Genomic DNA, 22,126 nt, shown 5'->3' with positions numbered 1-22,126 from the left:
CGGCGGAGTCGCCTCATTAGCGGTGTTTGAATACCGGTGGGCGTTTTTCGACGAACGCGGTCATGCCTTCTTTTTGGTCTTCGGTGGCGAAGGTGGAGTGGAAGACTCGTCGTTCGAAGCGGATTCCTTCGGTGAGGGTGGTTTCGAAGGACCGGTTGACGGCTTCTTTCGCCATCATCGCCACCGGGAGCGACATGTCGGCGATGGTGGTCGCGGTCTGCAGGGCCTCGTCGAGCAGGTCCGCGGCGGGCACGATCCTCGAGACCAGTCCGGCGCGTTCGGCTTCCTCGGCGTCCATGTTCCGGCCGGTCAGGCACAGTTCCATCGCCTTGGCCTTACCGACCGCCCGGGTCAGCCGCTGCGAGCCGCCGATCCCGGGGATGACCCCGAGTTTGATCTCGGGTTGCCCGAACTTCGCGGTGTCCGCGGCGATCAGGATGTCGCAGAGCATCGCCAACTCGCATCCACCGCCGAGCGCGTACCCGGCGACCGCGGCGATGGTGGGGGTGCGGGCCGCGGCCACCTTGTCCCAGGCGGAGAAGAAGTCGTCGAGGTAGACGTCCATGTACGACTTGGGTTGCATCTCCTTGATGTCGGCGCCGGCGGCGAACGCCCGATCGGATCCGGTGATCAGGATGGCCCCGATCTCGGAATCCTTGTCCAACTCCTCCACCGCGGCGACGACCTCGCGCATCAGCTGTGAGTTCAGGGCGTTGAGGGCCTTCGGGCGGTGCAGGGTGATGATCCCGACCCGGCCCTGACGGTCGAGCAGAATGGTCTCGAAATCGGTCACTGGTTCCCCCCGGCCTGCGCGGTCTGTGCGGTGGAGCGGTCGCGGATGTCGTTGACGATGGCCGAGAAGTCCTCGCCGCCGTGCCCGGCGGCGTGGAACCGGCGATACAGTTCGGCGGCCCGCAGCCCGAGGTCGGCCTCCACGCCGTTGGTGGTCAACGCGGTCGCGGCGAGACCGAGGTCCTTGTCCATCAACGCGGCCGCGAAACCGGGCTGGTAGTCGTTGTTGGCCGGGCTGGTCGGTACCGGTCCGGGCACCGGGCAGTTGGTGGTCAACGCCCAACACTGCCCGGACGCGTTCGAGGCGACGTCGAACAACGCCTGGTGACTCAGTCCCAGCTTTTCGCCGAGGACGAAGGCCTCGCTGACCGCGATCATCGACACCCCCAGAATCATGTTGTTGCAGATCTTCGCGGCCTGCCCGTTCCCGGGGTTGCCGCAGTGCACCACCTTCTTGCCCATCACCTCGAGCAGCGGCCTCGCGGCCTCGAAGTCCTCATCGGCACCGCCGACCATGAACGCGAGCGTGCCCGCGGCCGCGCCCACGACCCCACCGGAGACGGGGGCGTCGACCGAGCGGTGCCCGGCGGTGACGGCTTCGTCGTGCGCGGCGCGGGCGTCCGCGACGTCGATGGTGGAGGAATCGATGAACAGGGTGCCCGGCTTCGCGGCCGGCAAAATCTCCGCATACAGGCCGAGGACGAGCTTGCCGTTCGGCAGCATCGTGATCACGACCTCGGCCTCGCGGACGGCGTCGACGGCCGACTCGGCGACGGTGACACCGTCTTTCACTGCCTGTTCGAGGGCGGCGGGCGCGAGGTCGAAACCGACCACCGTGTGCCCGGCCTTGACGAGGTTGGCCGCCATCGGACCACCCATGTGGCCGAGTCCGAGAAATCCGATAGTGCTCATGATGCAGTCCCTCCTGGACGCGTATCGCTGGCCGAAGCAGCCGGAACGGCTGTGGCTGTTGCTGTGGCTGTGGGGGTGGGTGGGGTGAGGCCGAGTTCGAGGTTCCCGAGCGGGGCGAAGAACGCCTCGACCTGCTCGTCGGTCACCTCGTCGAGGGTGGCGGGGGACCACTGCGGGTTGCGGTCCTTCTCCACCACCTGCGCGCGGATGCCCTCGACCAGATCAGGGGAGGACAGGCACGCCACGGACACCCGGAACTCCTCGTTGAGGACTTCCTCGAGGCTGCCCGCCGCCCGGGCCCGGCGCAACGATTTCAGGGTGACCGCGCACGCGGTCGGCGACTTCGACAGGATCTGCTCGGCCGCCTTTTCCGCCTCCGGCACCCCGCTGCCGCGCAGGCGGGCGACGATGTCGGGAACACTGCCCGCGGAGTAGGCGGCGTCGATCCACCCCTGCTGCGCCACCAGTTCCGAGGGCGGGGCGGGTTCGGTGAACGCGGCCAGGGCGTCGTCGACTGAGGTCTGTGTGAGTGCCTCGATAAAGCTGTCGATCTGCGCCGAGGGGAGGTAGTGGTCGGCGAATCCGCACGCGATCGCGTCCCCGGCGCTCAGGCGGGCGGTGGTCAACGCGATGTGGGTGCCCAACTCCCCGGGGGTGCGGGCCAACAGGTAGGTGCCGCCGACGTCGGGGACGAACCCGATCCCGGTCTCGGGCATCCCGATCATCGACCGTTCGGTGACGACCCGGACGCTGCCGTGCGCGGAGACCCCGACGCCGCCGCCCATCACGATGCCGTCCATGACCGCCACATACGGTTTCCGGTAGTTCGCGATGGCCGCGTTCAGGATGTACTCGTCCCGCCAGAACTCCCGCGACCCGGTGCCGCCCTCTCGGGCGTCGTGGTAGATCGACACGATATCGCCGCCCGCGCACAAACCCCGCTCACCGGCCCCGGTAAGTACCACCGCCCGCACCCGATCATCGTCGGACCAGGCGGCCAGGGCTGCCGCGATCTGCCCAACCATGCCGTGGTTGAGGGCGTTGATCGCCTTGGGCCGGTTCAGCACCAGCCGGCCCACACCGTCCCGCGTGTCGACAATGACCTCAGATTCCGAATTCAGGTCGCTCACCCTGCCGCTCCTTTATGTCCGACAATGCTGCGGGCGATGACGACCCGCATGATCTCGTTGCTGCCCTCGAGGATCTGGTGCACCCGCAGATCCCGGACGATCTTCTCGATGCCGTACTCGGCCAGATAGCCGTACCCGCCGTGCAGTTGCAGCGCCTTGTTGGCGACCTCGAAACCGGTGTCGGTGGCGAACCGCTTCGCCATCGCGCACAGCTCCACCACCTCCGGAGCCCCCTCGTCGAGGGCGGCCGCGGCCCGCCACAACAGGGTGCGGGCCGCTTCGAGTTCGGTGCGCATGTCGGCGAGCTGGAACTGCAACGCCTGCGACTCGAGCAGCGGCGCACCGAACGCCTTCCGGTCCGCGAGATACGCGACCGCCTTCTCCAGCGCGGCCTGCCCACCGCCGACCGAGCACGCCGCGATGTTGAGCCGGCCCCCGTTCAACCCGGCCATCGCGATCCGGAACCCACCCCCCTCCGTGCCGAGGAGGTTCGCCGCCGGCACCCGCACATCCTCGAAGATCACCTGCCGGGTCGGTTGGGCGTTCCAGCCCATCTTCACCTCGTTCGGCCCGAACGAGAGCCCCGCCGACTCCTTCGGCACGATGAACGCGGAAATCCCCTTCGGCCCACCCTCTCCGGTGCGGGCCATCACCACATACACATCCGACGTCCCGGCACCGGAGATGAACTGCTTGACCCCATTGAGCACAAAAGAATCACCGTCGCGGACCGCCCGGGTGCTCAACGCCGCCGCATCCGACCCGGCACCCGGCTCGGTCAGGCAGTAACTACCCAACTGATCCATCGCACACAACCCCGGCACGAACGCACGGCGCTGCTCCTCGGTGCCGAACCTGTCGATCATCCACGTCACCATGTTGTGGATCGAAATATAGGCGGCGATCGACGGGCACCCCCTCGCGAGCTGTTCGAAGATCCGGGCCGCGTCCACCCGGGTCAGCTCCGAGCCACCCACATCCTCCCGGATGTAGATCCCGCCCATCCCCAACGACGCCGCCTTACGCAGCACATCGACCGGGAAATGCTTGGACTGATCCCACTCCACGGCATACGGCGCCAGATGCTCGGCCGCGAAGTCACGGGCCGTCTCACTGATCGCCCGCTCGTCATCGGTCAAGGTAAACATACGATTCGACCCTTTCAGATCGGAGAAGTTGGAAGTACTATAGTTGGACATCCACGAACATTGCTAGTCCTCGTCCGGCGCGGGCGGCGAAAAGCCGGATCCTCCGAGTGTGGGATGGGAAGTCGTCCCGGAGGTCGGAGTGCCAGGGCAATTGGTCTCATCTGGGTCGATTGCCGGCCACAGACGTGCAGTTCGTCGTCAAGCATTGGTGAAAAGGAGACCTTTCGTGACCGCTACGGAACCGGCCGCAACAGAGCGATCTTGCTCTGAGTCAACGGAAGTTTCGGGGACAGCACTGATCGCGGCGGTCCTGCAGACGCAGAAACTGATCGTTCGCAAGCTTGATGCCACCCTCAGTCCGTTCAAGCTGTCCTTTCCTCGGTACGAGGTCCTGTCGCTGGTCGACGCGGCACCGGACGGTGTCATGTCCACAGCGCTTCTGTGCCGCACTCTGGACCGGCATCCCACCACGATCACTTCCCTGATCGACGGACTCGAGCGCACCGGCTTGGTCACCCGTTCGACCAACCCCGTCGACCGACGCGAGACTCTCGTGACCATCACCGACCGTGGGCGGGCTGCGGCGCTGTCGGCCGCACGGGTCGTCGACGATGTCTCCGCCGTGGACCCTGAAGTGCTGCGTCGTCTGAGCATCGACCTACACACGCTGCTTGTCGCAACTTCACATGCACAAGCGCGGCAAGGCGCCGCGCCGTCAGCTCACACTTCTGAGAGCGTTCGAGGGAACGGACGCGATGACCAGCGCTGACGCCCACGACGGTCGGAATGCCGACGCTACCCCGCCGGTCACGATCGATGTGAGAGGCATTCGATCCGATGACCTTCGGTATTTGCTCGCGGTCGCACGGAGCGGGCGCCGTCGATCGGCGGCAAAGGACCTGGGTGTCGACCACACCACTGTCACGCGGCGCGTCAATGCACTGGAGAAGGCTCTAGGAGTTCGTCTGCTCCAGCGCAGCGCGGACGGTTGGGAATTGACCGACGTCGGGCGGTCCGTCGCCGAAAAGGCCCGGCTCATCGAGGAAGCAGTCCAGGAAACCGCGGATGTCGTGGCCGGCATCAGTGAGAATACGCTCCGCGGAACCATTCGCGTCACTGCACCGGACGGGTTCGGACCGATGTTCGTCGCCCCGGCCCTGGCTAAACTTCGCATGAACCATCCCAATCTCGTTGTGGAACTCATCACCGCAACAAGGCAACTGAATCTGCAACCGGCGGGATTCGATATTGCCGTCGCTGTCGGAACCCCGATCAGCAGTCGGCTTGTCTCGGAACGTATCTGCCAATACTCGCTAGGCCTGTACGCCAGCGAACAATATCTACGCGATCACGGTGAACCCGCCACCATGGACGAGCTGACAGCCCACCCGCTGATCTTCTTCGTCGACTCCCTCTTGCAGGTGGGAGACCTCGACCTCGAGCGGCACCTGCCCGGAGTGACCGCTAAATTCATGTCTACCAATATCTTTGCGCATGTTTCGGCAACACGCGCCGGCGGCGGCATCGGATTGCTTCCCGCTTTCATGGCCGACCAGCATCCCGACCTTCGCCGGGTGATGGCCGACCTGGTCGACGTCCGCCTCTCCTTCTCCATCGCGGCGCGCAGGGCAAGCCTGACAAACCCGGCCGTGCAAGCAGTTCGACGAGTACTCCAAGAAGAAATCCTCAGCCGCCGAGACGAATTGCTCCCGGAACCGCGACACCCGAAACCCGCGGGCCCCGACACGTCACAGTGACCGCGCGCTCCGTAGGGGTCGGTCACATGGCGGGCGCCGTATGGACGGCATTGCAGGACAGAGGATCCTGCAACGCCGACCACCGACGAATTTACGTGTTACGCCCGCGTGGTGACCTCTGAGTCGAACGGGTCGGCCAGACTGTCACTGCCGATCCAGTCGAGGATCTGCTCGGTGTGCTGACCGAGTACCGGAGGGGGAGCGTGCTGAGTACGCACCAATGACTGTCCGTCCGCGGTTTCCATTCGCAGCGAGGGTCCCGGCAATTGCACCGGCCCGACCACTGGGTGGTCGACCTCGAGGAGGAGTCCCTGACTACGGGTTTGTTCCCATTCGTAGACCTCGTCGATGGTACGAATCGATCCCGCAGGCACACCGGCTGTTTCGAGGGCGGCGAGAACTTCGGCCCTGGTGCGGTTGGTGAAGTCCGCTTCGATAGCGGCGATGAGCGTGTCGCGGTTGGCGACCCGGTCCCGGTTGACGGTGAACCGGGGGTCATCCGCCGACAGCCCGGCGACGGGAGCAAATTTCGCCCAGATCGCCTCGCTGCCGACCGCGATCTGCACGTATCCGTCGCCGCACCGGAAGCTGCCGTACGGTGCGATCTGGGGGTGGTGGTTGCCGGACCGCTGCGCGACCTGTCCGCCGACCGTCCACTTGGTGCCCTGGAAGGTGTGGGCACTGACCGCCGCGGCCAGCAGTGACGTGCGCACCACCATGCCCTTGCCGGTCTTTTCCCGGGATGCCAGCGCCGCCGACACCCCCGCGGTTCCGTGCACGCCGGCGAGCACGTCTGCGATCGGCACCCCGATACGGGTGGGCTCGCCGTCCGGGGTTCCGGTCACGGACATCAGGCCGGCCTCGCCCTGGGCGATCTGGTCGTAACCGGCGCGGGATCCTTCCGGGCCGTCGTGGCCGAAGCCGGTGATCGACAACGTGATCAGCCGTGGATTGAGCTCCTCGAGCACGTCGGTCGGAAAGCCGAGGCGGTCGAAGGCTCCGGGCCGGAGGTTCTCGATCAGCACGTCCGCCCGCCGGATCAGCCGGCGCAGCGCCTCACGCCCGTCCTCGCTCTTGAGGTCGAGGACGATCGATTCCTTGTTCCGGTTCGCCGACATGAAGTACGACGACTGCGGGTCGTCTTGCGGCCCGACGAACGGCGGTCCCCAGGTGCGGGAGTCGTCGCCGGTGCCGGGGGCTTCGACCTTGATCACCCGGGCCCCGAGATCGCCGAGCATCATGGCGGCGATCGGGCCGGCGAGTGCACGGGAAAGGTCGAGCACGAGGATGTCGTTCAGTGGTCCGACAGTCATGGAATTCCGTTCAGTCCAGAGTAAGGAAGCGAGGGGTCAGAGTGTGCGCAGGCGCACGTTGACCTGCTTGGTCTGGGTGAAACCGGCGATCATGCCCTCGAGCGACACTTCGCGGCCCAGGCCACTCTGCTTGTAGCCGCCGTAGGACTGGCCCACCATCTGGCCGCCACCCTGGTTGACCTGCACCCACCCGGTTTCCAGCGCGTGGGCGGTGGACAGCGCCAAATCGAGATTGTGTGTCCAGACGTAGGCGGCGAGCCCGTAGTGCGAGTCGTTGGCCATCGCGACGACGTCGGCGTGATCGGTCCACGGGATGGCGACGAGGGCGGGACCGAAGATCTCCTCCCGGGACAGGCGCCAGGAGTTGTCGGCTCCGGAGAACACGGTCGGGCCCATGTAGTAGCCCTCGGATTTGCCGACCTTGTCGGGGGAGCCGTCGAGGACCGTCGAGACCGTGTTCGAGCTGAGGCCGTCGTCGAGGAAACCGCAGACCGACGCGAACTGTGCCTCGTTGATGATGGCGCCCATGTCCGTGGCCTCGTCCAACGGGTTGCCGACCTTCAGCCCGGCCAGGGTGGTGACGAGCCGGTCGAGGACGTTGTCGTAGATGTCCTGGTGCAGGAACAGCCGGGAGCCGGCGGTGCAGCTCTGGCCCTGCCTGTGTACGCGGGTCGAGAGCAGCAGCTGGTTGATGAAGTCGTCGTTGACATCGACGTCGGGGAAGACGATCGACGGATTCTTACCGCCGAGTTCGAGGGAGACGTGTGCGAGGCGGCCGCCGGCTTCACGGGCGACGCGTCGCCCGACCTCGGTGGAGCCGGTGAAGGAAACCTTGTCGACGCCCGGGTGCTGGACCAGCGCTTCGCCGGCCACCGAGCCCTTTCCGGTGATGACGTTGAGGACACCGGCCGGCAGATGCTCGGCGCAGATCTCGGCGAGGAGCAGCACGCTCAGCGGGGCGGCCTCGGCCGCCTTCACCACGACGGTGTTGCCCGCGACCAGGGCGGCGGGGATCTTGAATCCGGCGATCATCAACGGGGAGTTCCACGGCAGGATGCAGCCGATGACGCCCAGCGGCTCCTGGCGGGAGTACTGAAGCTGGTCATCCCCGGCGGGCAGAACCGTGCCCTTGATCTCGCCGGCGACACCGGCGAAGTAGCGGAACAGATTCGCCAGGGTCTGCACTTCGGGACGGGCCTGGGTGCGCAGCGCGTTTCCGGTGTCGAGGGCGGTCAGCCGGGCGAGCTCCTCGGCGCGGGCGTCGATGGCGTCGGCGATCTTCGACAGAATCCGGGCGCGGGCGGTGAAGTGCTGAGACTTCCAACGCGGGAAGGCCTTGTGGGCAGCACGCACCGCGCGATCGACGTCCTCGGCGCTCGAGGTCGGGACACGGCCGATCACGTGCTTGCGCAGAATAGGAGTGGTCACCTCACTCCACTGACCGTCGAGAGCTTCCACCCACGCCCCGTCGACGAACATCGGGTAGTCGCGGGCTTCGGGAATCTGAAGGTCCGCGAGGGAGGTCTGGGTGGAAGTCATAGGGCGTCTCCTAGCTGTATCGTGCTCGGGCAGCATGAGCACGGCTCATGCGTCGGGCAGGACGTGAGTCAATGAATCGCCGTCGAAACTCCGATGGCGGCGGGTGATACATCCACGATGCGGTGCGAGTCCGCGCCGGTCAATCACCAGATCCGCTACCCGGGTGCGCAAAAATGCGCCACCACTGCGGGCGGGCCCCCACACATCCGCAGGTGCCCGTCCGGTGTCCGAGAGCGGGTTGAGCGTCGCAAGCATCGAAACGGGTGCCGGAAACCGCACCTTGGTTCTTGTCGGTGATGGGGCATTTCTCCCCGGAATGCCTTTTTTGCGGAGCGCGCAGTAACACTCGACGCCGAATACTTACCCGTACCCGGCGGTTTCATATATTCGTGATTTGCGACGCGAAAAGGCCCGCTGCCGAACATTATTCGGGCACAAACTCGCCTCGAGTACGTAAATTCGACACAAGTACCAACGGTGTCGAAAATGATCACGCTCGAAATTCTGGATTACGCGCGAGTAACCATTAAAGGTGTTTATGCTGCGGTCCACACTGGGACTTATCCCCGCCACGGGGTGCTGGTGTCCAGGTACAGACGAAGGAGAACCGTTGACCAAGACAGCGGAGCCGAAGATCGCACTCGTGATACCCGACGCCACCCCCGAGGAGGAGGACCGTGCGGGCGGGTTCGGCGCACGGAACGCGCTGAACGCAGTGACGGGAGTCGTCGGGCAGGGCCGAGTGGTCCTCGAGGAGTCGCTTCGCCTCGGGCGCGAGCTGACGAAGATCACCGTGGGCCGCTCGGATGTAGGGCCGGCCGCGGGCGATCGGCGGTTCACCGATCAGGCGTGGACGAACAATCCGATCTACCGCCGTGTGCAACAGACCTACCTTGCTTCCGTCGACGCGGTCGAAAGTGTCGTCGAAGACTTGGGCCGACGAGTCGATGACCGCCACGCGCGGGAGGCGGCGTTCGTATCGACCGTCCTCACCAGCGCGCTCGCACCGACGAACTACTTGCCCACCAACCCGGCGGCCGTGAAAGAGGCCTTCGACACCGGCGGGATGAGCCTGGTTCGTGGCGCCCGCAACTATGTGTCCGACCTGCGCCACAACGGTGGGATGCCGCGGATGGTCGATCCCGACGCCTTTACGGTCGGCGTCGATCTCGCCGTGACGCCGGGTGCCGTCGTCTCCCGCGACGAGGTCGCCGAGGTGCTGCAGTACACGCCGACCACGGAGACCGTGTACGAGCGCCCCGTGCTCGTGGTGCCGCCGCCGATCGGCCGCTACTACTTCCTCGACCTGCGTCCCGGCCGCAGCTTCGTCGAGCACGCTGTGTCCCGCGGACTGCAGACGTTCATGCTGGCGTGGCGTAATCCGCAAGCAGAACAGAGTGACTGGGACCTCGACACGTACGCGCAACGGGTGTCGGACGCGATCGACGAGGTCCGGGAGATTACCGGCAGCGATGACGTCAACGTGATCGGTTTCTGCGCCGGCGGCCTCATCACCACCGCCCTGCTCAACCACCTCGCCGCCACCGGGGACACCCGCGTGCACAGCATGTCGTACGCCGTGACAATGCTCGACTTCGCAGACCCGGCGGGGCTCGCGGCGTTCTCGGGACCGAGACTGCTACAGCTGGTGAAGGGCCGGTCGCGGCGAAACGGCATCATCTCGGCACGCGACATGGGCAGCGCCTTCACGTGGATGCGCCCGAACGACCTCGTCTTCAACTACGTGGTCAACAACTACCTCATGGGACGGACGCCGCCGGCCTTCGACATCCTCTCCTGGAACGCCGACGGCACCAACCTGCCGGGAGCGCTGCACGTCCAGTTCCTCGACATCTTCGAGAACAACACCCTTGCGACGCCGGGAGCGATGACGGCGCTCGGCACGCCCGTCGACCTCGGCAGGATCACCGTGCCCACCTTCGTCTCCGGCGCGATTGCCGACCACCTCACGTCCTGGAAGAACTGTTACCGCACAACCCAACTGTTGTCGGGCGACACCAAGTTCGTGCTCAGCTTCTCCGGGCACATCGCCAGCCTCGTCAACCCGCCCGGCAACCCGAAGTCCCACTACTGGGAAGGCGGAGAGCCGGGACCCGATCCCGAGGCGTGGCTCGATGCGGCGACGAAGAAGACCGGCAGCTGGTGGGAATCCTGGGCCGATTGGGTCTCGGAACGGGCCGGCGAGCGCATCGCCGCGAGTACACGCCTGGGCAGCGACGAGCACACCGTCCTCGGTGACGCACCCGGTCTCTACGTGCGCGACCTGAAAGCCGGTATTCCCGTGTAAAGGGCGGCCAGAGATCGCCCGGTCTGCATGACGGTGCGGTCGGGTCGCACGATTGCCGCGGTCGCGTGCCCGCCGGCGAGCCAGCGACCCAGGTCGGAGCCGGGCGGGGCGGGCACGACGACGGCGCCGCGACGTTCGATCTCGTAACGCTGGCCGGCGGACGGCTCGATCGTGGTGACGAGCAGGAACTTTGCGGGCGTGCTGTCGTCGAGTCGACGGCCGTCACCGTCGCAAAGCGGGTTCGGGCACAGGGTTCCGGCCAGCCCGCGCGTGGGCGCGGTCCGGTGGACGAATTCGGAGCGGCGCAGCGCTGGGGTGGTGCTGTCGGTAATTTTCGCAGCTACTCCCGGTATCCGTCTGGCCAGTGGAGCGAGGCGCCGGCGCACCACGTTCCCGACGCGACCGCCCTCGGTCATTGCCCAGCCGATCGTGGTCGCGAGTCGGATCATGTGGTGGGCGTGCGGCTTCCGTTCCTGCTTGTAGGTGTTCAGGCAGCTTTCGGGAAGGGTGCCGTCGAGGACGCCGGTGAGCTTCCAGGCCAAGTTCGCGGCGTCGCGAAGTCCGGCCCCCATCCCCTGTCCGACGAACGGTGGCGTCAGGTGTGCTGCGTCGCCGAGTAGGAAGACGCGGCGGTCGCGCCACCGGTCGGCGACCTGCGCGTTGAAGGTGTAGTCGGTGACCCGGACCACTTCGAGGTCGGCGACAGGGACTTGCCGGGTCCAGGGAGCGATCAGGGGCCGCAGTGCGCCCAGGTCCTCGAAATCCGCTGCGCTCTCGCTGGGCCGGAGTCGGAACTCCCAGCGGTAGCGGTTGCCACCGATCCGCATGTACGTCGCGGCGCGCACCGGGTCGCACACCTGATGAACACCTTCCCACTGGTGCAGGTCGGCGTCGGTGGCGATGTCGACGACAAGCCAGCGCTGTTCGAATCCGAGATCCTGCATGCGCGAGCCGATCGACGACCGGACCACGCTGTTCGCGCCGTCGCAACCGAGGACGTACCCGGCTCGAACGAAGTGGCGTTCCCCGGTGAGACGGTCGGTGAATGCCACTCGCGCACAATCGCGTTCGTGTGTGACCACGGTGACGGCACTGTTTTCGCGCAAACGCACGGTGTCGTACCGGGCCAGCCCCGTACGCAGCAGCTGTTCCAATTCCGGTTGGTCGAACATGTTGGCCTGGGGGAAGCCGTGCACGCTGCTTGCCGGGTCGCGGCGAAACTCGGCCAGCGTTCTCGTCTCGCGGTCGACGAGCCGTAAACCCTTCGCCGGGCGGGAGATGCGGGCGAACTCCTCGGCCAGCCCGAGCCGGGCGACGATGCGGTAGACCTCATCGTCGAGATGTACCGCCCGTGGCTGCGGATAGACGCCATTCCACCGGTCCAGCACCAGGACGTCGACGCCGTACTGCGCCAGCAGGATGGCGGCGGTGATACCCGTAGGTCCGGCGCCGACGATCACGACCGGGTACCGCTCCTTGATCATGCCGTCGCCTCCAGTCGCCAGACCAGTGGGTAGCGGTCGAGCGCGGGTCCGACGGCGGCGCCAGCGGCCGCCGCGACGGTGACGACGACCGAACCGTCCTCGACGATCGCGTCGATGTGGTCGATCCCGGTCACCGAGGCCAGGGCACTCTCGGCCACGCGGCGGGCGGCGTCCGCGCGCAGTGCGAGCTTGTAGGGTTTGCCGACGTCGGTGACGGGGAGCGCGTCGAGCACGGTGACCGATTTCGGAGCAGCGGCGGTCTCGGGGACTTGTTCGGTGGCCCACGCGAGCAGCTTGTCCTCACTCACGACTGTGCCTGGGACGAGGGTGACATAGGCGACCGGAACTTCACCCGCGTGGATGTCGGGGCGTCCGACTGCGGCGGCGCCCGTGACGTCGTCGTGGGTGAGGAGGGCATCTTCGATGACGGCCGGGTCGATGTTGTGGCCGCCGCGGATGATCAGGTCCTTGGCCCGCCCGGTGAGGTGGACGAAACCGTCGGAGTCGACCCGACCGAGATCACCGGTATCGAGCCATCCGTCGACCACCTTGCCGAGGCCGTCGAGGACTGGGCCGGAGACGTCGCGGCCGATCACGTAGCCGGCGAAGACTGTGGGTCCGCTGATGACCAGGATTCCGACGTCACCCGCAGGCACATCTGTCCAGCGGCCGTCCTCGTCGATGCGGACCGCCTTGATCTGCTGGTAGGGCAGTCGTTGTCCGACCGCGCCCGGGCGCACCGTGGTGGTGAAACTGCGGGCGCTGGCACAGGTGGCCTCGGTGAGTCCGTAGCCTTCGAGCAGCCGAGCACCGGTGCGGGATTCGAAACCTGTCCGGACCGCGGCGGGCAGTATTGATGCCCCGACGAGGCAGGCGCGCAGGCTGGAGATGTCGGCGTCGACCGGGCATTGCGCCAGCACGGCGTAGACGGTGGGGACCGCGCTCATCGCGGCGAGTCGGTAGTGCTCGACGATCCGCCACAACTCGCCGTACAGGGCGGCGTCGCGGTAACCGAGCGGCCCTGCCCACACCACATTCTGTCCGCGCAGCATCGGTGCGAGCAGCGTGACGATCAGCGCGTTGACGTGGAACAGCGGCAGAGCCGCAAAGATCGTGGAGTCGTCGTCGAGCAGGGAGTTGGCACCGATCATCCACGCATTGGCGACCTGGTTGGCGTGGGTATGTGCGGCGAGTTTCGGTGCGCCCGTAGTGCCCCCGGTATGGAACAGGGTGGCGAGATCGTGCGCTGCCGGCGGGGCGCCGGTGAAGTGGGCGGCGGCGTAGTCGGCGGCCGCGTCGGTCAGGTAGGCCACCCGCGCCCCGGAGATCGAGGGAAGGGGAACTGCGGGCCCGGCGCCGGTGGGGCGTAGGACCAGAAGGGTGTCGATTGCGCCGGATTCGGCCAGCGCACTCGCGGTGGCCCACGCAGACGGATCGAGATCGGCGCCCGCCGCTACGAGCACCCGCGCACCGGAACGACGCAGCAGTTCGGCAATGTGCTCACCGGACAGGCCCGGGTTGATCGGGGCAGCGATCCCGGTGACCTGCGCGGCGAGGGTGGCAGTAACCAGCTCGTCGCAGTTCGGCGACATCAACGCCACGGCGTCGTCACGACGAATACCGGCCGCGTGCAGGGCATTCGCAGCTCGGTGCACGTCGGCGATCAAATTCGAGTAGGTGCGCCGCACCGGTTCACGCCAGCGCGCCGCGTCGGGGAGGACGGTCAGCGCGGTGCGGTCGGGCCACAGGTCGGCCGCGCGGACCAGCAGGTGGTAGGTGGACGCGGGTAGTCCTCGGGAGTCGAGCGGGACGGCTTCGATTGCGGGGAGATCGTCGGGATGGTCGTACGTCGGCCACAGTGCGGTAGCGGTCACCGGACGAACCTGACCACGGTCCGCTGGATACCCAGGTCCAGGACACCGTCGTCCGTGGCGATCGACAGCTCCATGACATCGCCGTCCTGCAGGTAGTGGGGGTTCTTCGCCTGAGCCTTGAAGAAGAACTTCCACTTGACCGCAGGCGGCAGCAGCGAGCCGATGATCTCGACAGGCTTGGAAGGCGCCTTCAGGGCGGTACCTCCGGGAGTGCCGGTGAGAAGCAGGTCTCCGGCATCGAGTCGCTGAAACTTGGTCAATGCCCGCAGCGCCTGCACCGGCCGGTAGATCATGTCCGACCCGACCGTCATGTTCTGCCGGACCTCGCCGTTGACGCGCAGCTGCAGTCGAAGATCATCGAATCGCTTGAAGTCGCCCTCCTCCAGCAGCACCAAAGCCGGGCCGATCGGGGTGAAGGTGGGATACGACTTCGCTTCGTAGAACTGCGTTTTCGGGAGCTGCACGTCCCTGGCGGACACGTCGTTCGTGATGACGAGACCGGCGACGAAGTCGGCAATGTTGTGCTCGTCGATCGAGGTACCCACCGGAACGGGTCGGCCGAACACCAGTCCCGCCTCGACCTCGTAGTCGAGGAACCGAACATGGTCGGGTTTTATCACGTCCGCGGACGGGCCACTGATCGAACCGGACGCCTTTCGGAAGAACGTCAGCGGGACGGTATCCGGGTTCATTCCCGAATCTTTCACGTGCGAGACGTAATTCGTCATCTGCGCCACCACTCGGCACGGGGAGGTGACCGGCGAGACCAGCTCCAAGGTGTCGATCGGGATCGTGGCCGTGGCCGTGGCAGCGGCAGCGGCCTCGATCGCCGCCCGATCGGCGAGAAGTGCGGCCGTCGTGGTGGCAGCGGAGTCGACCGGGGCGGCGCCGCGTGGGGTCTGCACCCACCAGCCGTCATGGGTGCGGAGGACGGAAATGCTCATGTACAAGCTACTTTCAACAGGCCACGAAGGCGTTGGAGGTCGAACTCGTTGTCTCCGCGAAGCGAAGAGATCGTCGCGCGCAATTCGCGCAGGGACTCCCGGCCAGGGGCGGTACCGAGAAAATCGCTGGTCGCCGGCGGGCCCCACTGCGCCAGACCGGAGGCGCTCATCGGCGCCCAGCCAGGTTCGAGGGCAGCGTCGAACATGTCACCGTCACTGAAATGCTCGACCAGGAAACCGTCCGGGTCGCGCCAGTAATCGAAAATCTGGCTGCCCTGGATGTGACGGCCGATCCCCCACGAGCGACGGTAACCCCGCTCCCGCAGGTATTCGCCGCCTGCGGCCAAGGTGTCGAGGTCGCAGACCTGGTACGCCGAGTGCACGTAGCGATTGGACGGGCCGAGGGTGAGAGCCACGGTGTGATGATCAGCGGGGGTATCGCCACGGTCGCAGCGGATAAAACTCATCACCGGCCCACGCTGGCGCTGGCCGGGGTAGTACTGGAAATCGCTCACAATCATTCCCAGGTGCTGCAGATACCAATTCAGTGTCTCGAGGTACGTGGTGCTCTGTAGCACCACGTGACCCAACCGCTGCACCGACGCCGGCTCCCGTGGTGGGCGCTGCGTCGCGTTAGTCCGTTCCGCCGTGCGTCCGACGTTGAGGGCGACCGGAGTCTGCGCGGGCAGTGCGGGTAACCGGCGCACGCCGGAGACCACGCGCACCGAACTCCCATTCGGATCGGCCAACTCGACGACGATGCCGCCCAGGCTCTCGGGCAGCCGGTCGACACGACGGCTGGTGGCCTCGGCCAGATGCAGCACGTCCGCGTCATCCGCGGCGAGGAACGCCGCTCCCAGGAATCGGGAACGGGGGCCCCTCTTCATGATCACGCACGGAGTTCCGGCGTCGGTTCCCCGTAGCTGCAGTTCATCTCGGGTCCGTGAGGCGGTGGTGAATCCGAAGGCGTGAGCGAACATTTCGGCCCGGTCGAGGTCGGGTTTCGCGAATTCCAGCCACGCGAGATCGTGCACCTTGACGGTCGGGTTCGGCGCCCGGCCGGGGTGTTCCCCGCGCCGTGCGCCCTGTTTGCTGTGCAGATCGGCGTGAGCGTCGAAGTGTTTATTCATGAGCTCTCCTGAGGTGAATGACGATATCGTCACTCATGAGTGGTCCATCAGTCAAGAGTGCTGACGAAATCATCATTTCTGAGTGTCGGTGTTATCGTGGGCGGGTCTACACACAACAGAGGCGGTGACACGGCCCTTGACCACCGAGGACGCACCAGCGAGTCGACTGGAACGACGAAAAGCACGCACGCGGGCGGCTCTCATTCGTGCGGCGCAAACCTTCATCGCCGAGGGAAATCTCAGTGTTCCCGTACTCGAGATCACCCAGGCCGCCGACGTCGGAATGGGCTCGTTCTACAACCACTTCGACAGCAAGGAACAGCTCTACCGGGCAGCGGTGGACGCCGCACTGGAAGCGCACGGCCAACTCCTCGATCATCTCACCGGCGACCTCGAGGACCCCGCCGAGACGTTCGCGCAGGCTTTTCGGCTCACCGGCCGACTCTTTCGCAAGGAGCCCGACCTCGGCCGCGTGCTGCTCAACAACGCACCCGACCTGATCACCGCCGACCGCGGACTCGCCCCCCGTGCCCTTCGCGACATCGAGGCAGCCACCGCGACCGGACGCTTCACCGTCCGTGACCCGGAACTGGCGCTGGTCCTGACCGCCGGAGCGCTCATCGGGCTCGGCCAGATACTGCACGCTCGCCCGGACCGTGACGCCGCCGAGGCCACCGACGCACTCGCCGAAGACCTGCTGCGCACCTTCGGGTTGACCCCGGACGACGCTCGCGGAGTCAGCCGCCGTCCGCTCCCCGACCTCGACAGCGTCGCAGGCGGATCCGCAGCCTGACATCAGCCGCGCACCGTTCTATGGTTCCAGCGATACCAGTTGCTCTCGGACGAACGCGGCCGCGGACGTGCACATCAATGGCTCGCGGATCACGGATACCGTGGGCTTCCGGATCACGGATACCGGACCAAGTTCACACAGCGGTGACTATGCCGTCAGCGCCAGACCCGCAACCCTCAGTCGTCGGCCATCATCGCTCGGGCGACTTTGCCGCCGTAGCGTTCGGCCTGATCACTCGGAAGTCCGGAGTCGGTGAGAATCGTTTCGACCTCGTCTATCGCTGCGACTTTGGCGAGAGCACGGTGTCCGAACTTCGAACTGTCCGCGAGGACGACGGTGCGCGCCGCGGCCGAGATGATTGCTCGTTTGAGCGGTACTTCGAGCGTGTTGGTGTTGGTGATACCTGCAGTCGGGTCGATGGCGTCTGCTCCGAGGAAGGCCCAATCGGCCGAGTAGTCGGAGAGGAAGTCGACGGCGCGTTCGCCCACCAGTGTGAAGACGGATCCGAGTAGCTCGCCACCGGTGACCAGCAGGCGTACCGCGGGGATGGTGGCTACGTACTTGCCGATGCGAAGGTCGTTGGTGATGATCGTCAAATCAGCTTTGTGACGAAGCTCCAGAGCAACCTGGTAGGTGGTCGACCCGCTGTCGAGGATGACCGTGTCGCCGTCGGCCACGTGCTGCGCTGCGCGGCGTGCGATGGCGATCTTCTCGGGTCGTCGCTCGGTTTTCTTTACCGCGTAAGGGATTTCGGAGGATGCGCCTGTGACGGGCCGCGCTCCGCCGTGCGTTCGTTCGGCTTGGCCGGAACGAACCAACGTGTCGAGGTCACGCCGAATCGTCGACGCGTCCACACCGAGCTCGCGTGAGAGAACCTTCGCCTCTACATATCCGTCGACGTGAAGGCGTTGGAGTATTTCGCCACGTCGTGTGGTTGCGGACAAGAAACACTCCTTGGAACTCGGCTCGATGCACACGCGGATCAGGTCTGCCCGGATCCTACCTTCTCATGCGCGGTTATTGACAGTCCGATCGCGCAAACGGCATGATTGCACGCAATTGCTGCGCGATATCGTGCAGCCGTGGGTCTGTGGCTTGGGTCGGCGGTCGAGCAAACGTCAAGGAGTTCCCGATGCAGTTGGGTGTGATAGGTCTAGGGCGGATGGGCGGAAACATGCGCGAGCGTGTTCGTGCCGCGGGTCACGAGGTCGTCGGCTTCGATTTCGATCCCACCGTGCGTGACGTCGACTCGGTGGCCGAATTGGTCACTCGCCTCAGTGGCCCCAGGGTGGTGTGGGTGATGGTTCCGGCCGGTGAGCCGACCCGCTCCGTGATCGCCGAGCTGAGCGAGCTGCTCGGGCCCGGAGATCTCGTGATCGAGGGCGGAAACTCGCGCTTCTCGGACGATGAGTTCCACTCCGCTGTGCTCGGTGAGCGCGGAATCGGTTATCTGGACTGCGGCGTATCGGGCGGAGTATGGGGCCTGGACGAGGGCTACGGGCTGATGGTGGGCGGTGACGACGCCGATGTTGCACGCGCCATGCCGATCTTCGATGCGCTCAGGCCCGAAGGGAAGCGGGAGGACAGTTTCGTGCATGCGGGGCCGGTCGGCGCCGGCCACTACGCCAAGATGGTGCACAACGGTATCGAGTATGGATTGATGCAGGCGTACGCCGAGGGATACGAACTCCTGGCCGCCGAACCCCGCATCACTGCCCCCGACACTGTGATGGGTGCGTGGCGGCAGGGCACCGTGGTGCGCTCCTGGCTACTCGACCTTCTCGTCGCTGCGCTTCGGCAGGACCCGGGATTGAGCTCGATATCCGGGTACACGGAAGATTCGGGCGAGGGGCGCTGGACGGTCGAAGAGGCCATCTCCCACGCCGTGCCGGTCCCGGTCATCTCCGCTGCCCTGTTTGCGCGTTTCTCCTCCCGCCAGCCGGATTCACCTGCCATGAAGGCGGTTTCGGCTCTGCGGCAACAATTCGGTGGACATCAGGTTCGGAGCATGGAGGCGGTGCAGTCGTGATCAAGCTGGGATACAAGGCGTCGGCGGAGCAGTTCGGTCCGCGGGAGTTGGTGGAGCTGGGTGTGCTGGCGGAGGCGCACGGGATGGATTCGGCGACGGTGTCGGATCATTTCCAGCCGTGGCGGCACGAGGGTGGGCATGCGCCGTTCTCGATTGCGTGGATGACGGCGGTGGGGGAGCGGACGGAGCGGTTGCAGTTGGGGACGTCGGTGATGACGCCGACGTTCCGGTACAACCCGGCGGTGGTGGCGCAGGCGTTCGCGACGATGGGGTGTCTGTATCCGGGTCGGGTGATGCTCGGGGTGGGTACCGGTGAGGCGCTCAACGAGATCGCGACGGGTTTTGCGGGGCAGTGGCCGGAGTTCAAGGAGCGGTTCGCGCGGTTGCGGGAGTCGGTGCGGTTGATGCGGGAGTTGTGGCTCGGGGATCGGGTCGATTTCGAGGGCGAGTTCTTTTCCACGAAGGGGGCGTCGATTTACGACGTGCCCGAGGACGGGATTCCGGTATATATCGCGGCGGGTGGTCCGGTGGTGGCCCGGTATGCCGGGCGCAGTGGGGACGGGTTCATTTGTACGTCGGGTAAGGGGATGGAGTTGTATACGGAGAAGTTGCTGCCGGCGGTGGCGGAGGGGGCGGCGAAGGCGGAGCGCGATGTCGCGGAGATCGACAAGATGATCGAGATCAAGATTTCCTACGACACCGATCCGGAGTTGGCGCTGGAGAACACCCGGTTCTGGGCGCCGTTGTCGTTGACGGCGGAGCAGAAGCATTCGATCGATGATCCGATCGAGATGGAGAAGGCGGCGGATGCGTTGCCGATCGAGCAGGTCGCGAAGCGGTGGATCGTGGCGTCGGATCCGGATGAGGCGGTGGCGCAGATCAAGCCGTATCTCGACGCCGGATTGTATCATCTGGTGTTCCACGCGCCCGGACACGACCAGAAGCGGTTCCTCGAGTTGTTCGAGAAAGACCTTGCCCCCCGGTTGCGAGGACTCGCATGACACACAACGTCACCACTACGCCGCTGTGGAACAAACTGTCGGATCACCACTGGGAAGTCGCGGCCACGCACCTTCGGGAACTGTTCGACGCCGACCCCCATCGGGGTGAAGATCTGCATGTCTCGGCTGGTGATCTCTACATCGATTACAGCAAGCATCGTGTCACGCGCGAGACGGTGGGCCTGCTACTCGACCTCGCCCGGGCCGCCGGAGTGGAACGCCACCGTGAGGCGATGTTCACCGGCGAACATATCAACACCTCCGAGGACCGGGCTGTTCTGCACACTGCTCTGCGCGCGAACCCCGAGCGCGAGCTGATCGTGGACGGACAGAACGTGATCGAGGACGTGCACGCCGTGCTGGGGCGGATGGGTGAGTTCACCGATCGTGTCCGATCCGGCGTGTGGTGCGGGGCCACCGGCGAGCGCATTCGTACGGTGGTGAACATCGGGATCGGCGGATCCGACCTCGGTCCGGCGATGGCCTATCGCGCCTTGCGCCACTACGTCGACGGGCCCGAGGTGCGGTTCGTCTCCAATATCGACCCCACCGATCTGCTGTCGAATCTGACCGACCTGGACCCGCGCACCACACTGTTCGTCGTTGTCTCCAAGACCTTCTCCACGCTGGAGACCATGACGAATGCATCCGCTGCCCGGCGCTGGATCACCGGCGCACTGGGGGAGGATGCGGTGCCCCGCCATTTCGTCGCGGTGTCTACCGACACTGCACGGGTCACAGACTTCGGCATCACCGCGGATAACATGTTCGGCTTCTGGGAATGGGTGGGCGGACGGTACTCGGTCGGGTCTGCCGTCGGACTTTCGGTCATGATCGCGATCGGACGGGAACGGTTCACCGAGTTCCTCGGCGGAATGCGCGCGATAGACGAGCACTTCCGCACTGCACCATTGGAATCGAATGCGCCCGTCATTCTCGGCATGCTCGGTGTGTGGTACTCCAGCTTCTTCGGCGCCGACTCGCGGGCCGTGCTGCCGTACGCGAACGACCTGGCCAGGTTTCCGGCGTATTTGCAACAACTGACCATGGAATCGAATGGCAAATCGGTGCGGGCGGACGGTACTCCGGTCGGCACCTTCACCGGCGAGGTCTTCTGGGGAGAACCAGGCACAAACGGGCAACATGCGTTCCATCAGCTCCTGCACCAGGGCACACATCTGATCCCCGTCGACTTCGTGGGATTCACGGAGCCGGTGGAGGATCTACCCACAATCGACGGCATCGGATCCATGCACGATGTGCTGACCGCGAACCTCCTCGCACAATCGAAAGTCCTCGCGTTCGGCAGGACCGAAGCTGAGATCGCCGAAGACGGAACGCCCGCCGAGCTCGTCCCACACAAGGTGATGCCCGGAAACAGGCCTTCGACAACAATTTTGGGCACGAAGCTCACCCCATCGACTCTCGGACAGTTGATCGCCCTGTACGAACACCAGGTACTCGTTCAAGGCGTCGTCTGGGGAATCGACTCGTTCGACCAATGGGGAGTCGAGCTCGGTAAGACATCGGCACTGGAATTGGGACCTGCCCTTTGGGACCAGGACGGACCTGCTCAGGCCGGAGACAGCTCCACCGCCAGTCTGATCCGCATCTACCGACGAGCGAGGAAGGAACGCAGTTGCCTGCCCTGACGGTGCGGCTGCCCGTCCCCATCGCCGAGGAATGGGACTGGCAGCTGTCCGCGGCCTGCCGGGACACCGACCCCGCGGTGTTCTTCCACCCCGACAACGAACGAGGCGAACCCCGTGCGCGTCGAGTACGTGCGGCCAAACAGGTCTGCCGGCGGTGCCCCGTGCGGGACCGGTGCCTCGAATATGCACTCGGATCTTCCGAACGCCATGGCATCTGGGGTGGTTACACCGAGGACGAGCGCAAAAAGCTGCGGAGATCAGTTCGCTGACTACGCGGCTCAATTCATCCGGGTTGTTGATCGAGTTTGCAGCCCCCCGCG

Annotated in this window: 19 protein-coding genes; 8 read left to right on the top strand and 11 right to left on the bottom strand. The window is 65.7% G+C overall.

Annotated features, from left to right (window positions below):
- Nucleotides 1-16 precede the first annotated feature (16 nt).
- The 4 genes from L1080_RS25240 to L1080_RS25225 are packed head-to-tail and all read right to left on the bottom strand — an operon-like array spanning nucleotide 17 to nucleotide 3,982.
- On the bottom strand, nucleotides 17-793 hold the full coding sequence (locus L1080_RS25240; RefSeq protein ID WP_459031072.1) for an enoyl-CoA hydratase: 777 nt from the start codon (nucleotides 791-793) through the stop codon (nucleotides 17-19).
- Nucleotides 790-1,704, bottom strand: coding sequence for a 3-hydroxyisobutyrate dehydrogenase (gene mmsB, locus L1080_RS25235; RefSeq protein WP_250778093.1), 915 nt, complete (start codon nucleotides 1,702-1,704; stop codon nucleotides 790-792). Before mmsB ends, L1080_RS25240 begins: the two co-directional genes overlap by 4 nt.
- Nucleotides 1,701-2,825, bottom strand: a complete 1,125-nt coding sequence (locus L1080_RS25230) for an enoyl-CoA hydratase/isomerase family protein (protein WP_250766562.1) — start codon at nucleotides 2,823-2,825, stop codon at nucleotides 1,701-1,703. The genes mmsB and L1080_RS25230 overlap by 4 nt, the downstream gene beginning before the upstream one ends.
- A gap of 5 nt (nucleotides 2,826-2,830) precedes the next feature.
- Nucleotides 2,831-3,982, bottom strand: a complete 1,152-nt coding sequence (locus tag L1080_RS25225; protein ID WP_250766507.1) for an isobutyryl-CoA dehydrogenase — start codon at nucleotides 3,980-3,982, stop codon at nucleotides 2,831-2,833.
- A gap of 226 nt (nucleotides 3,983-4,208) precedes the next feature.
- Between L1080_RS25225 and L1080_RS25220 the strand changes: the two genes are divergently transcribed.
- On the top strand, nucleotides 4,209-4,751 hold the full coding sequence (locus tag L1080_RS25220) for a MarR family winged helix-turn-helix transcriptional regulator (protein ID WP_250766505.1): 543 nt from the start codon (nucleotides 4,209-4,211) through the stop codon (nucleotides 4,749-4,751).
- On the top strand, nucleotides 4,738-5,739 hold the full coding sequence (locus L1080_RS25215; RefSeq protein WP_250766503.1) for a LysR family transcriptional regulator: 1,002 nt from the start codon (nucleotides 4,738-4,740) through the stop codon (nucleotides 5,737-5,739). Before L1080_RS25220 ends, L1080_RS25215 begins: the two co-directional genes overlap by 14 nt.
- Before the next feature lie 98 nt (nucleotides 5,740-5,837).
- On the opposite strand, the gene L1080_RS25210 is transcribed toward L1080_RS25215, so the two are convergent.
- Nucleotides 5,838-7,052: a CaiB/BaiF CoA transferase family protein gene (locus L1080_RS25210; RefSeq protein ID WP_250766501.1), complete on the bottom strand. Its 1,215-nt coding sequence runs from the start codon at nucleotides 7,050-7,052 to the stop codon at nucleotides 5,838-5,840.
- Between the two features lie 36 nt (nucleotides 7,053-7,088).
- Nucleotides 7,089-8,591 carry an aldehyde dehydrogenase family protein gene (locus tag L1080_RS25205; RefSeq protein WP_250766500.1) on the bottom strand — a complete coding sequence of 501 codons (1,503 nt, stop codon included), beginning with the start codon at nucleotides 8,589-8,591 and terminating at the stop codon, nucleotides 7,089-7,091.
- A 610-nt stretch (nucleotides 8,592-9,201) separates the two neighbouring features.
- On the opposite strand from L1080_RS25205, the gene L1080_RS25200 reads away from it, so the two are divergent.
- Nucleotides 9,202-10,899 (top strand): PHA/PHB synthase family protein, encoded by a 1,698-nt coding sequence (locus L1080_RS25200; RefSeq protein WP_250766497.1) that lies wholly within the window; start codon nucleotides 9,202-9,204, stop codon nucleotides 10,897-10,899.
- Here L1080_RS25200 and mhpA read toward each other — a convergent pair.
- The 4 genes from mhpA to L1080_RS25180 are packed head-to-tail and all read right to left on the bottom strand — an operon-like array spanning nucleotide 10,863 to nucleotide 16,331.
- Complete coding sequence (gene mhpA, locus L1080_RS25195) at nucleotides 10,863-12,383, bottom strand: bifunctional 3-(3-hydroxy-phenyl)propionate/3-hydroxycinnamic acid hydroxylase MhpA (protein ID WP_250766495.1); 1,521 nt, start codon at nucleotides 12,381-12,383, stop codon at nucleotides 10,863-10,865. The two genes, L1080_RS25200 and mhpA, sit on opposite strands and share 37 nt — an antisense overlap.
- Nucleotides 12,380-14,257, bottom strand: a complete 1,878-nt coding sequence (locus L1080_RS25190; RefSeq protein ID WP_250766491.1) for an acyl-CoA synthetase — start codon at nucleotides 14,255-14,257, stop codon at nucleotides 12,380-12,382. The genes mhpA and L1080_RS25190 overlap by 4 nt, the downstream gene beginning before the upstream one ends.
- The gene (locus L1080_RS25185; RefSeq protein WP_250766488.1) at nucleotides 14,254-15,201 is read right to left on the bottom strand and encodes a fumarylacetoacetate hydrolase family protein; all 948 of its coding nucleotides are present in this window, start codon (nucleotides 15,199-15,201) and stop codon (nucleotides 14,254-14,256) included. Before L1080_RS25185 ends, L1080_RS25190 begins: the two co-directional genes overlap by 4 nt.
- Nucleotides 15,198-16,331, bottom strand: a complete 1,134-nt coding sequence (locus tag L1080_RS25180) for a VOC family protein (protein ID WP_250766485.1) — start codon at nucleotides 16,329-16,331, stop codon at nucleotides 15,198-15,200. Before L1080_RS25180 ends, L1080_RS25185 begins: the two co-directional genes overlap by 4 nt.
- Nucleotides 16,332-16,455: 124 nt before the next feature.
- Here L1080_RS25180 and L1080_RS25175 point away from each other — a divergent pair, with 124 nt between their 5' ends.
- The gene (locus tag L1080_RS25175; protein WP_250766481.1) at nucleotides 16,456-17,124 is read left to right on the top strand and encodes a TetR/AcrR family transcriptional regulator; all 669 of its coding nucleotides are present in this window, start codon (nucleotides 16,456-16,458) and stop codon (nucleotides 17,122-17,124) included.
- Nucleotides 17,125-17,300: 176 nt separating this feature from the next.
- Here L1080_RS25175 and L1080_RS25170 read toward each other — a convergent pair whose 3' ends face one another.
- A complete protein-coding gene (locus tag L1080_RS25170; protein ID WP_250766478.1) occupies nucleotides 17,301-18,068 on the bottom strand; it encodes a DeoR/GlpR family DNA-binding transcription regulator in 768 nt (255 codons plus the stop codon).
- 188 nt (nucleotides 18,069-18,256) lie between these two features.
- Between L1080_RS25170 and gnd the strand changes: the two genes are divergently transcribed.
- The 4 genes from gnd to L1080_RS25150 are packed head-to-tail and all read left to right on the top strand — an operon-like array spanning nucleotide 18,257 to nucleotide 22,075.
- Entirely contained in the window at nucleotides 18,257-19,153 is an 897-nt protein-coding gene (gene gnd, locus L1080_RS25165) for a phosphogluconate dehydrogenase (NAD(+)-dependent, decarboxylating) (RefSeq protein ID WP_159918603.1), read from the top strand.
- Complete coding sequence (gene fgd / locus L1080_RS25160; RefSeq protein WP_159918604.1) at nucleotides 19,150-20,154, top strand: glucose-6-phosphate dehydrogenase (coenzyme-F420); 1,005 nt, start codon at nucleotides 19,150-19,152, stop codon at nucleotides 20,152-20,154. The genes gnd and fgd overlap by 4 nt, the downstream gene beginning before the upstream one ends.
- On the top strand, nucleotides 20,151-21,806 hold the full coding sequence (gene pgi / locus L1080_RS25155) for a glucose-6-phosphate isomerase (RefSeq protein ID WP_250766475.1): 1,656 nt from the start codon (nucleotides 20,151-20,153) through the stop codon (nucleotides 21,804-21,806). Before fgd ends, pgi begins: the two co-directional genes overlap by 4 nt.
- Entirely contained in the window at nucleotides 21,794-22,075 is a 282-nt protein-coding gene (locus tag L1080_RS25150) for a WhiB family transcriptional regulator (protein WP_159918606.1), read from the top strand. Before pgi ends, L1080_RS25150 begins: the two co-directional genes overlap by 13 nt.
- Nucleotides 22,076-22,126: the final 51 nt, after the last annotated feature.

It is taken from the genome of Rhodococcus sp. MSC1_016, from assembly GCF_023667485.2.
Lineage (GTDB): Bacteria > Actinomycetota > Actinomycetes > Mycobacteriales > Mycobacteriaceae > Rhodococcus_F > Rhodococcus_F oxybenzonivorans.
This window is presented reverse-complemented; position numbering and strand designations above follow the sequence as displayed.

Bases quoted from the DNA above. Each gene is read 5' to 3' on its own strand.
- gnd (WP_159918603.1), top strand. From the start codon at position 18,257: ATGCAGTTGGGTGTGATAGGTCTAGGGCGGATGGGCGGAAACATGCGC.
- L1080_RS25205 (WP_250766500.1), bottom strand. From the start codon at position 8,591: ATGACTTCCACCCAGACCTCCCTCGCGGACCTTCAGATTCCCGAAGCC.
- L1080_RS25185 (WP_250766488.1), bottom strand. From the start codon at position 15,201: ATGAGCATTTCCGTCCTCCGCACCCATGACGGCTGGTGGGTGCAGACC.
- mmsB (WP_250778093.1), bottom strand. From the start codon at position 1,704: ATGAGCACTATCGGATTTCTCGGACTCGGCCACATGGGTGGTCCGATG.
- L1080_RS25225 (WP_250766507.1), bottom strand. From the start codon at position 3,982: ATGTTTACCTTGACCGATGACGAGCGGGCGATCAGTGAGACGGCCCGT.
- mhpA (WP_250766495.1), bottom strand. From the start codon at position 12,383: ATGATCAAGGAGCGGTACCCGGTCGTGATCGTCGGCGCCGGACCTACG.
- L1080_RS25180 (WP_250766485.1), bottom strand. From the start codon at position 16,331: ATGAATAAACACTTCGACGCTCACGCCGATCTGCACAGCAAACAGGGC.
- L1080_RS25210 (WP_250766501.1), bottom strand. From the start codon at position 7,052: ATGACTGTCGGACCACTGAACGACATCCTCGTGCTCGACCTTTCCCGT.
- pgi (WP_250766475.1), top strand. From the start codon at position 20,151: ATGACACACAACGTCACCACTACGCCGCTGTGGAACAAACTGTCGGAT.
- L1080_RS25215 (WP_250766503.1), top strand. From the start codon at position 4,738: ATGACCAGCGCTGACGCCCACGACGGTCGGAATGCCGACGCTACCCCG.